At 45.3% G+C, this 11,674-nt stretch carries 9 protein-coding genes; 2 read left to right on the top strand and 7 right to left on the bottom strand.

What is annotated here, in order from left to right; all coding sequences use genetic code 11:
* Positions 1 to 54: 54 nt before the first annotated feature.
* The gene (locus tag KI742_RS01865) at positions 55 to 1,029 is read left to right on the top strand and encodes a peptidoglycan DD-metalloendopeptidase family protein (protein ID WP_132937171.1); all 975 of its coding nucleotides are present in this window, start codon (positions 55 to 57) and stop codon (positions 1,027 to 1,029) included.
* A 153-nt stretch (positions 1,030 to 1,182) separates the two neighbouring features.
* Here KI742_RS01865 and KI742_RS01860 read toward each other — a convergent pair whose 3' ends face one another.
* From KI742_RS01860 to KI742_RS01840, 5 genes are read right to left on the bottom strand one after another with little or no spacing between them, the layout of a single operon-like run.
* Positions 1,183 to 2,043 carry a (2Fe-2S)-binding protein gene (locus KI742_RS01860; RefSeq protein ID WP_285384924.1) on the bottom strand — a complete coding sequence of 287 codons (861 nt, stop codon included), beginning with the start codon at positions 2,041 to 2,043 and terminating at the stop codon, positions 1,183 to 1,185.
* Positions 2,043 to 2,846: an ABC transporter ATP-binding protein gene (locus KI742_RS01855; RefSeq protein WP_285384925.1), complete on the bottom strand. Its 804-nt coding sequence runs from the start codon at positions 2,844 to 2,846 to the stop codon at positions 2,043 to 2,045. Before KI742_RS01855 ends, KI742_RS01860 begins: the two co-directional genes overlap by 1 nt.
* Positions 2,846 to 3,808 carry an iron ABC transporter permease gene (locus KI742_RS01850; RefSeq protein ID WP_285384927.1) on the bottom strand — a complete coding sequence of 321 codons (963 nt, stop codon included), beginning with the start codon at positions 3,806 to 3,808 and terminating at the stop codon, positions 2,846 to 2,848. Before KI742_RS01850 ends, KI742_RS01855 begins: the two co-directional genes overlap by 1 nt.
* Positions 3,808 to 4,791, bottom strand: coding sequence for an iron ABC transporter permease (locus tag KI742_RS01845; RefSeq protein WP_285384928.1), 984 nt, complete (start codon positions 4,789 to 4,791; stop codon positions 3,808 to 3,810). Before KI742_RS01845 ends, KI742_RS01850 begins: the two co-directional genes overlap by 1 nt.
* Positions 4,775 to 5,734, bottom strand: coding sequence for an ABC transporter substrate-binding protein (locus KI742_RS01840; protein WP_285384930.1), 960 nt, complete (start codon positions 5,732 to 5,734; stop codon positions 4,775 to 4,777). The genes KI742_RS01845 and KI742_RS01840 overlap by 17 nt, the downstream gene beginning before the upstream one ends.
* A gap of 142 nt (positions 5,735 to 5,876) precedes the next feature.
* Between KI742_RS01840 and KI742_RS01835 the strand changes: the two genes are divergently transcribed.
* Complete coding sequence (locus KI742_RS01835; RefSeq protein WP_285384931.1) at positions 5,877 to 8,021, top strand: TonB-dependent receptor; 2,145 nt, start codon at positions 5,877 to 5,879, stop codon at positions 8,019 to 8,021.
* A gap of 618 nt (positions 8,022 to 8,639) precedes the next feature.
* On the opposite strand, the gene KI742_RS01830 is transcribed toward KI742_RS01835, so the two are convergent.
* Positions 8,640 to 9,683, bottom strand: coding sequence for a GMP reductase (locus tag KI742_RS01830; RefSeq protein ID WP_213885463.1), 1,044 nt, complete (start codon positions 9,681 to 9,683; stop codon positions 8,640 to 8,642).
* Positions 9,684 to 10,119: 436 nt separating this feature from the next.
* Positions 10,120 to 11,661, bottom strand: a complete 1,542-nt coding sequence (locus tag KI742_RS01825; RefSeq protein ID WP_213906154.1) for an NAD(P)H-hydrate dehydratase — start codon at positions 11,659 to 11,661, stop codon at positions 10,120 to 10,122.
* Between the last annotated feature and the right edge of the window lie 13 nt (positions 11,662 to 11,674).

Genomic DNA, 11,674 nt, shown 5'->3' with positions numbered 1-11,674 from the left:
TTAAAATATTATACTCTACGCACAACTGTCAGTATTGATAAACCAACAAAACTAATGACTATTTTAATAATAAAAAGGAGTGTGCAAGCTCCTACCGTAGCCCTTATCACTACTGCGTTAATCATATTGATTAGCGTATCGCTTTCTCACTACTTCCTCACTCCTGTGGATAGGCTACCTACCATCAAGCCTTTAGAATTCGAAAGTGAGAATGTGCAGCCACCAATTAAAAAGAATACTCGTAGGCAAAAAATCACTATCGGTGTTGTTGAATACTCTTTTGTCGCTTCATTATTAAAATCAGGAGTGAGTCAAAAAGAGATCAACTTGCTATTAGTACTTATCAAAAGCAAGTTTAATATTATTGACTCTATTAAAAGAGGTGATAACTTTATCTTAAGAACTAAATTAAATAGTAAAAATGAAACTTACATTAGTTCTTTTTACTATTTAGGCAGTAAAACTGATTTATTTATTATCAATGATGGTCACGGTAACGTATTTGATGAGCATGGTGTGTCGATAAATAATCAGTTCATGTTTTCTTCACCCTTTGATAAAAACTACAGAGTGAGCTCTGACTATGACTTAAAGCGAACACATCCAGTGACCAATATAACGACTCCGCACTTAGGCACTGATTATGCCACACCTGTAGGTACACCGATTCGTAGTATTGCTGATGGCATCGTTTTAAAGTCCCGCTACAACCGTTTTGCAGGCAACTACATTAATATCCGCCACACAAATGGCTCTGTATCACGCTACCTACACTTATCTCAGCGCAACGTCCATGTTGGTGAGAAGATTAGCCGAGGACAAGTGATAGGGAAAACGGGTAACACAGGAAGAACAACAGGGCCGCATTTACATCTTGAACTGCACATCAATGGTGTTCCGGTTGATTACGAGCGATACATTCAAAGGCACCCAAACACTGACGTAAATATAGAAATGCTGATTGCAGCGAGAAAAGAAAAAGCAGAGTTAACAGCGGAATGGCAACGGTATGAGCAGTCAAATAGGTAACAACAGCCACTTCGATTCGTGTATTCTTCCTACTGCCATTTATCCGCAACTACAGTAGACCATAACTTTGCTCTAAATCACATAAAACCTTTTCAAATAAGCGACTTTTACTGAAATTACATGTGGTCAATAAAAAATGATAATTTATCGATTTTACTGAAACAACCCAAGCATGTTCATACGCATGATGTTTTCTTGGATTTCTGAATCATGCAAGTTACAGGTTGAGCACTTCTCTTTGCCTTCAATTTTGTATTTCAGACAGCACGTTTCTCGTCTCACGTAGAGCTTTTGAAAACCATTAAAGGTCACCTTTTTTACCGCGTTTAACTCACCGCCTTTTGGTGTTACCGCGTTAAATAGGGTTTGCTGCCACTTTGATGCCGCTTGCACGTCTAGCTCTACCATGTCATTGGCTAATGGCTGATACGCAAGTTTAGAAAACGCCAAATCGCACGCATACAAGGCATTACCCCAAAACACTTTCGGGCTGACTTTCTGCTTTTTGTACAACGGCACCAATGGCTCCGAGAGCGTCGTAATGACCTGCGCGAGTTTCTCATCTAAGGCCTGTTCCGATTCCACTTGCATCGCATTTTCGTTACCACTCTCAAGAGCAAAGAAAGGCGTTGCACTCGACACTTCAATGCTTGCGACACGATGGTCTTCACCAATGGTCAGATACAGTTCATCGAGTTTTAACTGCAACACACGGTCAAACACCACACGGTGACCGACCAGCGACGTCAGCAAAATCGCGTTGAACACTTTCTGCCAAATCGGCACGGCAAATGGCAGCTTTGCCTCAATAGAGTTAGCGTAATCTTGCACGACAGCAGGAAACTCACGCTCAAACCATTCACTGGCTTTAATGCCTTTCGGCTGTTCAACAAAACGTAAGCGGAAGAAAGGTTCGTGTCGATTCAAGATGGCTTGCTGCTCGGTGATACTCAGCGCTTTAACATTCTCAGGCAAAGCCACCAAAGTACGAAACTGATTAAACAGGTTTTCCATTAACGCACTTCCTCACGAACATAAGCTTTTGGTAAACAGTAAACGTAGCCATCAATGACTTCCATTTTTCCTTCCACTTTAAACACCGATTCAAGGGTCGATTCAGTAAGCACGTCCAAAGGCGCACCCTGTTTTAAGATCTGACCTTTTTTCATTAGTACCAGTTCATCACAGAACTGCGCAGCTTGGCTGAGTTCATGGAGAACATAAACGATGGTTAAGTTGCGTTCCTTGTTCAACTTGTCGAGCACTTCAAGTAACTCGAGTTGGTGACCTAAATCGAGATAACTGGTTGGTTCATCCAGCAATAACCACTGAGCTTCTTGCGCCAAACACATTGCCAGCCAAACGCGCTGACGCTCACCACCCGACAACGTACTCACTACACGCTTTTCGTAACCAGCCAATCCGACAGAAGCAAGTGACTCAGTAATCACTTCTTGGTCACGTTCACTATTGCCCTGATACCACTTGCGATGCGCAACACGACCAAGCGCAACAAGCTGCTCGACCAAGACACCTTCTGGCGCCGTAGGATGTTGAGGCAGAATCGCAATGTGCTTAGCGAGATCTTTGAGCTTCCATTGGTTAAGCGCTTTACCTTTAAAGATCACGTCGCCTTTTTTCGCTTTGATCGCACCGGTTAAGGTCTTCATCAACGTACTTTTACCGCACCCGTTTGGGCCAATGAACGCCGTTACCTTACCTTCTTGAAGACGGATGTTCACATCGTTCAAGATCATCGTATCGTTGTAGCCTGAGGTGAGCGATTGCCCTTCAAGCCCTTGTGAAGATAGGGTCATTATGAGTGTTTCCTTAACAAGAAGAGGAAAAATGGCACACCAAGCAGTGCGGTAATCACGCCCGCTGGAATTTCGGTTGGGAAAAGTAAGTTTTTGGCTAAAACATCTGAAAGAGCGAGGAAGCCAGCGCCGAAAATCAAAGTCGTAAACATGGTTCGTAAAGGATCATTCGCACTGAGCAAACGTGCAATGTGCGGAATCACCAATCCCACAAAACCAATTGGCCCAACTGCTGAGACGGCAGGCGCAGTAATAAGTACCGTACCTAACAGAATCCCCAAACGCAGCAGAGCACCGTTGATACCAATGCCACGCAAAATCGCGTCATCGTAACGTACCCATTTCAATGGCAAATACACCAAAACAATGAACGCTAAACAGGCCAAGAACCAAGGCAGAAGATAACTTACTTGCTCCCAACCTCGTCCATACATACCACCCGCCATCCATTGCAATGCGATGTCGGTTTTACCCTGACCAATAGTGAAGATCAGCGCCGAACTCAACGCGCCAAGAATCGCCGTGATCGCCACACCTGTGAGTAGAGTGAGACTGGTATTTCCGATTCGGCTCACGATCAAAACAGGAATCGCACTGAGCAAACCACCCGCCATTGAAAACAGCAGCAACGCGATTTCTGTAGTGATTTTCCAATTAAACCATGCGGGCAACAAAATCGCACAGACGGCACCAAGAGAAGCACCAGCGTTCACACCTAAAATACCGCTATCTGCCAACGGGTTTTTGAGGGTGGTTTGCAGCAATAAGCCTGATACTGCCAGCATCATACCCGCCATTATTGCCAGCAAAAACCTTGGTAGGGTTAGCGACCAAAATGGGTGATAAGTACCGTGAGTAATAAACAGCTCGCCTGCTTGTCTAAGCTCTGGGTTAGAAGCGATAAACAGTGCAGGAGCGAACACCAGCAATGCCAAGCAAGGGAATAGGAAACGTGTTTTCATTAATTCCCTCTCAGCTTACGAACAATCAACATAAGAAACCAAGGCGCACCTAAAGTCGCGGTAATGACGCCAATAGGAATTTCCAACGGCATAAGCAGGGTTCGAGAAAGGAGGTCCGCTGCGGTGACAAGTGCCGCACCAATCACAGCTGCACCGCCAAGCCCCAATCCCATCATGCGTGCGAGATGAGGGGCAACAAGGCCAACAAAGCCAACAGGACCAAATGCACCAACCGCAACTGCAGTAAGCACGACAGAGACAAAACCAAACGCCAATCTATAACGGTTAATCGCGATACCTAGACCACGAGCAACGGTGTCATCCAACAGTAAGTAACCACGCTGTCGATGTGTCACCGCAAGCAAGATAAACGCAGGAATGACGGTATAAACAAGCGGCGTAAACACCGACCAAGTCGCGCCTGCGTTACTGCCCGTTAACCAGAAAAACAGTGACTCACTGTCTACGCGATCCGACAGAAGAATGTAGGCCACCGCTGCTTGGCAAAACGCACTCACGGAAATGCCAGCTAACGCCAAACGCGCTGGTGTGACGCCCTGTTTCCAACTAATGGATAAGGTAATGGCACCGCCAAGCAAACCACCTACAATCCCCCAAAACAAAGTTGGCAATGGCAGCAAGAACATGGTCGCCGTTAACACGCTAAGCGCAGCGCCAGACATCACACCTGTCAGGTTTGGAGACGCTAACGGGTTGCGAACGATGTCTTGCATGAGCGAGCCGGATACCGCCAACGCCGCCCCACCAAAGAGTGCGATTAAGGTGCGAGGTAAACGTAGTTCCCAAAACACTAAAGATGCTTGGCTGCTTGAATCAGAAATCAAAAACGCCATGATCTGCTGGGCATCAAAATGGTAAATGCCACTCGACAAAGACACATAAACCACAGCTAGTAACAAAGCCGTCGCCAAACTGCGAACCATCACCACACTTGGTTTGGTTATCCTAAGAACATGAGCCATTGATCACCTCATAAACTCGTTCAACAGAAGGCGCAGGGAAAAGATCGGGATACACTTTGTGGGCGATATCCATCGCAACCCAAATTCGTGAAAGCGGCCCTTCTGGCTCTCGCCATGTCATATCAACCAAGTAAACTCGATTGTTCTTCACCGCTTTTAGGCTTTGCCAAATTTTCGATTCGGTAAATTGTGGCTCGGCGTTCTGGTACATGAAAATCACATCGGGATCGAGTTTCACCAACCACTCAAGACCCACTTGCCCAGAAAAAGGCGTTTTCGTCGCGTACGGCGAGTCACCATTCGCACTTCGGATATTCAATTTTTCCATAAGAGCGACGGACATAAAGTGTGAGTAGTATGCTCGCGGAGTGACGCCTGCACTTGTCAAAAACAAACCAGAAAACTGTCTATTACCGAGCTTTGATTGCATTTCATCAAGAAAAGTCTGAAAACATATGTTTAGTGATTTCCCTTGCTCTTCTCGCCCCATTGCCATGCTTGCACGCTCTACTGCAGAAAAACTGTCTTCTAAAGTAATCAAATCAAAACCGAGAGGCGGTGCGATTTCGACGAAGCGCTGATAGTAAGGCTCTAACATTCGCCCCAAACCAACAACCAAATCTGGCTTCACATCGTACAAAGCTTCAAAGCTGGTTCTTGAACGATTACCAAGACTTGGGACGTCATTTAAAGCAGAAAGATAAGGAGGAAATCCACCAGGGTAATCGGACACACCAACAGGCTTCTCACCCATTGCTATTACTAGCTCTGCACCAAAAGTAGATACGCTTGCAACACGCGGAAAATGGGTCACACTCGACGTCGAAATAGTATGGTCTAGATCATCGACAACTGATGCGTTTAATCCACTTGCATAAGCAAGCTGAATAGACAGCATTTGGCTAATTATTGAAATGATAACGACTGCTGTAAAATTGCCCATTAAATTACAAATGATAATTATTGATATTTACATTACTTCTTTGCGTGCTAGACTACCACGTAATTACAAAGTGCTCAATAATCGCTAGCTAAATCAATTTATTAACAAGTTTATAAAAGACAACTTTTAGTTGCAGGAAGTTATGAAACTCAAACTATCTAAGCTAAATATTGCAGTGGTAAGTGCAATTACTCTTTCACCTTTCGGCGTTTCAGCGGAAAGTAACGACCAAGTCCAAGCAATGGAAACAATGGTTGTTACCGCAAGCCGTTCTCAACAGCTGCTTAACGACGTTCCTCGCTCTGTGACCGTTATCGACCAAGCACAACTTCAATCTCAATTGAACCAAAGCCGCAGCATCAACGATGTGCTTTCAACCTTGGTTCCAGGTATGGGGACTTCTGTTCACGGTAACCTGAGCAGCAAAGGTCAAAACCAAATCCGTGGTCGTCGCGTTCTGCTATTGATTGACGGTGTTGCACAAAACAACAGCTTCCTAGATTTTGGCCAAGAGTTGTCGGCGATTGATCCGCAAAACGTTGAGCGTATCGAAGTTATCCGCGGTGGTTCTGCGGTATACGGCCTTGGCGCACAGGGCGGTATCATCAACGTGATCACCAAAATGCCAGAAGAAGGCGCAGTAGAATATCGCACTAAAGTTGGCACAAGCTTCCAAGAGTTTGGTAGCGATGCGTTCACTTGGAACGTTTACCAAGAAGCGACTGGCGGTGATAAGAAAGATCAATGGCGTTTAGGTCTGGGTTACGAGCAACGTGGCGGCAGCTACGATGCTAACGGTGACCGCCTACCTTCGGTAAACAACGAAGATGACATGGACAACTTAAACGTAAACGGCGTTTGGAACCGTAACATCGACGAAGATCGCTCACTGACTTTGACTGTTGGCGTTCGTAACATTACTGATAACGAAGGCTGGTGTGCAGCGAATGGCGATGCAGCTAACGGCAAACCTGCAGAAGCGGTTCACTGTGGCCCTGGTTACAACAACGGCGTTGCAGGCAAAGATGGCGCGAAACCAAACGATGTGACACGTACGTTCGCTAACTACCAAGCACGTTACCAAGATCTGGGCTTTAGCTTAGGTATGCTAGATGTAACGGGTTACTGGATGACTCAGGACACTGAGACGTTCACGCTTGCGATGAAAGACAAGAACCCAAATTCTCCAACCTTTGGTCAAACGCTATACGGCCACAACGAGACAGATTTTGATCGTTTCGGCGTGAAAGCCAACATCTCTAGCCAAATTGATTGGGCATTCGTGACTTGGGGTATGGACGTTGAACAACAGTCGTTCAAACAGCCAAACAGCGTCGGTTTCTACAACAACACACCGGATGTAGAGCAATTTGCTATCGCACCATTCGCACAGTTCATTACTGATGTAAGCGATAACACGGTTCTTTCTTACGGTATCCGTTACGAGTACGTTCGCCTAAGCGTGGATGATTTCACGGTAGGTAACACGCACAACAATGCAGGTGATCAAGTTCAAGGCGGTGATCCGTACTTTGACGAGTTCCTATTCAACATTGGTGTGACACACGATCTGACCGACAACCACCAGCTGTTTGCATCTTTCGCGCAAGGTATGTCAACGAACGAAGCACTACGTGACATTCGTTCTGGCAACAGCTCAACAGTTGAAGGTGCTATCAAGCCAATTACTACTGACAACTACGAAGTGGGTGTGCGCGGTTTCCTTGGTGAAGCGGACTACTCTCTTGCAGCGTTCTACAGCGAATCTGACCTAGGTTCGACACTGAACGTAAACGAAGCCGGCGATGCGCTAGAAAGTACTCGTGCACCAGAAAAAGTTTGGGGTGCGGAAGCAACGCTTGGTTACAGCATTCTTGCTAACCTGCGTACAGACAGCACGATCTCTTGGCAAGAAGGTGAGCGTAAACTTAACGAAGACAGCGGCTGGGAACCACTAGACGGCACGCGTATCGCACCATTGAAAGTAACGTCTGTTATTAGTTACGACGCTTACGAATTCGGTCGCTACAACATGACGCTGGTTTACTCAGGCAACCGTGATAAAGAAGATGAAATCACTTCTGGCGCGAAATACGCAGTAGACAGCTACTTCGTTGCAAACGCTGGTGTGGACTACGATCTTCCGTTCGGTACGTTAAGCTTCGCTGTTGAAAACCTATTCAACGAAGACTACATGACGGCGTACGCGCAATCAGAGCGTAACAACTCACGTTACTACAACGCACCGGGTCGTCGCTTCCACTTGAACTACGAAGTGAAATACTAAACTTAAAACACAGAAAATGCGCTTAATCAGATTAAGCGCATGTCTTTCACTTCTACTGTTATATTCGTGATTTATTACCTTAAAATTCAAATTAGTGCCGGGTACTAGCTTTGTTTCCTAAATCAGGCAACTAAATCTTCAACCCATGAGCTGAGCAGCTAGGTTCACTCATATACTTAGGCTAACAGCCAGCCTCGCTACAGAACAACCAATTGGAAACACAACAACCAAGCTTTAATCACCCGCTGTTAACGGACATTTTTAATTAAGAGACTGTTCAGCTATGGAAGCAAATCAAGCAAGGGAACCAACCTGGAAGACCTCGCCTATTTAATGACTTAGCGATTACGATGGCTCCTATGGTTAAGCATGTATTTTCATTGCCGCTTAGTTAAGTTTGAGAAATTACAATGCTCAAGTTGGAAAAACCTACGCCATGATAGAAGTGTTAAACAAACTCACTTAGCTAGGTATTTCATCCTAAAGCAGATATAAAATAGCCTCTTCAAAAATGTCATAAACTTAAAAAGCAATAGACTTATGAAGAGGCAATATCAAATTATGGTTGCACCAAATATCAATATATGGTTGCTTTTACACTTGTTACATTCAGTCGATTTACTCTTTACCGAACACGTTGTTCTCTTGTTCTTGAACGCGGATGAATGTAGTACGCTTGGTTAGCTCTTTAAGCTTTGCTGCACCCACGTATGTACAAGTTGAGCGAACGCCGCCAAGGATGTCTTGAATAGTGCCGTGAACGCTACCACGGTATGGCAATAATACGGTTTTACCTTCGGCCGCACGGTAGCCAGCGACACCACCTGAGTGCTTATCCATCGCGCTCTTCGACGACATGCCATAGAATTTCATGAACTTCTCGCCGTCTTTCTCGATCACTTCGCCGCCTGACTCTTCGTGACCCGCTAGCATCCCGCCTAGCATTACGAAATCCGCGCCACCACCGAATGCTTTCGCTACGTCACCCGCACAAGAACAGCCACCGTCACCGACGATCATGCCACCAAGGCCGTGGGCTGCATCACCACACTCGATGATTGCAGAAAGCTGCGGGTAACCAACACCCGTTTTTACACGAGTTGTACATACAGAGCCTGGTCCGATACCCACTTTAACGATGTCTGCACCAGCTAGGATTAGCTCTTCACACATATCGCCAGTAACCACGTTGCCTGCAGAAATGACCTTGTCTGGGAACTCTGCTCGCACGCGTTCAACATATTCGACCAAATGCTCTGAGTAACCATTTGCAATGTCGATACAAATGAAAATAAATTCATCTGAAAGCGCCATAATATCTTTGGTTTTTTGGAAATCCGCGTCAGATGTTCCCGTAGACACCATTACGTTATTCAGGGTTGCTTTATCTGCTGATTTAGCAAACTCAGCCCAATCTTCTACCGTGTAATGTTTGTGAACAGCAGTCATTACACCATGCTCAGCTAGCGCTTTAGCCATTGCAAAGCTACCAACCGAATCCATGTTTGCTGCGATTACAGGCACACCAGACCATTGACGACCACTATGCTTGAATGTAAAATCGCGGGTTAAATTTACTTGAGAACGGCTCTTAAGGGTAGAACGTTTCGGGCGAAACAGTACATCTTTAAAACCTAACTTAAGTTCTTGTTCGATACGCATTGTGTAATTCCTTGATTCATATGTATATGTGTCATCTCAGAGTGCGTAGTGATTTCGTTGGCAGACGAGTTCACTGTTCTTCGGACACAAAAAAACCGGAGCGTTGGCAGACGCTCCGGTTTTCAGCATTATAGGCTGTGATTTATTTCCTACAAGTCTGATATTTGAATTTTTTTTGTGATACCATCTTGATAATCGCATATCAAAAACACTCCTCAAGTCGTTATTTTTTCTCATTATTTATAATTATCAACAACTTAAGAAAACGTTTAAGTTAACCTATTGCGCAAACCTTTGCGTCATCCCTTTAAAATGAAAACGCATCACCTCTCAAATCTGCCTAAAACTCAATCACCTAATACTAAGATGCCTTGCTAATTCGAAAAAAGTACTCAAAAAAAATCGACCAATTTTCTCAGCAATGCATGAAATCTAATTAAACTCGATAGAGCTCTTGGGTGATAGCGGTACGAAGAGTGCTAACGACATCACTTGCCAAAAGACCAATTTGACCATTCTGACTCACGTTTATATCAGCAGCATGACTGTGAAGTACCACACCTAAACGTGCGGCAACAGAAATTGGTAAACCTTTGGCTAGTAATGCACCAATGACTCCAGATAACACATCTCCCATTCCCCCCGTCGCCATTCCGGCGTTACCCGCTAGACAGACGTACATTCTCGTTCCATCGTAAATAAGCGTCCCCGCGCCTTTTAAAACCACTACACCGCCATAACGCTCTTGCAGTTGTCTTGCAGCAGAGTATCGGTCACTTTCTATTTGTTGAATGGTTACATTTAGTAGTCGAGCTGCCTCTCCAGGATGCGGCGTGATCACTCGATGGTTGTCACACACCAGAGTGCCATCGCATCGCTGGCTCAGCATCGCTAGAACATTGAGGCCATCAGCGTCAACAACTTTAGGCTTCTGCTCTTGAGCCAGATATTGATAGGCTTGATAAGCCCACTCATCATCTCCAAAGCCAGGACCAAACACGAATACGTCAGCCCAGCGAATGCGTTTAGTTAAGTCGTTCTCAGTATCCCTGAGTAAGTCAGCGGTGATGCTCTGGCTCATTACTTCTGGGCAACCAACCTGCAGTGGAATAAGGCTACTCGTGTGAGTAATTGCGGCAGTTAAACCCGCTCCGGCTCTAATCGCAGCGGAGGAACATAAACGAATCGCTCCAGACATCCCTTGGTTGCCACCAACACAAAGCAACTTCCCGTTGTCACCTTTATGGACCGTTGGATTTGGCTTAGGCATTAATCTTGAGACAACCTGATGATCAATACCTAATGCACTTTCTACTTCGATAGTATCAAACTTAGTATTGACGCCTAAACCACAAAAGTAGAGCTCGCCAACGCGATCTCTCGCTTGTCCAGTGCATAAGCCTTGCTTAACCCCAATGAAGGTTACAGTATGCTCGGCACGAATAGCATCACCTAAAACTGCACCTGTATTTGCACACAGCCCAGAAGGAACGTCGACTGCAATCACAGGGGTATGAATTTGATTAATTTGGTCAATATAGCGACGATACTCCGAACGAACCTCACCGCTTAAACCAGTGCCTAACATGGCATCGATGATCACATCTGCTTCTAGCAATGCGGTATTCCATTCATCCCAATCATTGTTAACACCGTCGATTGACTGCCAGTCTTGGTATGCGCGCAAAGCATCACCTTTTAGCACAGATACATCACCAATTTGGAAAACATGTACATTGAGTTGAGCTTGTTTCGCAAGAGATGCAAATACGTAACCATCGCCACCGTTATTCCCTTTACCGCAAATCACTAAGATATTTTTTGATTTAGGATACAGATGTAAAAAGCGCTCATACACGGCCATACCAGCGCGTTGCATTAAGCTATACATAGAAACACCAGCCATTTGCGCAGCCAGCGTTTCACCGTTTTTTACTTGCTCTGCGGTGTAGAGTTTTAGGGCGAGATTAAAGTCCATATTCACGTTCTAC

This window comes from Vibrio sp. D417a (assembly GCF_030248595.1).
Classification (GTDB): Bacteria; Pseudomonadota; Gammaproteobacteria; order Enterobacterales; family Vibrionaceae; genus Vibrio; species Vibrio alginolyticus.
The sequence above is the reverse complement of the archived record's forward strand: the minus strand, read 5'-3'. Positions and strand labels throughout refer to the sequence as shown.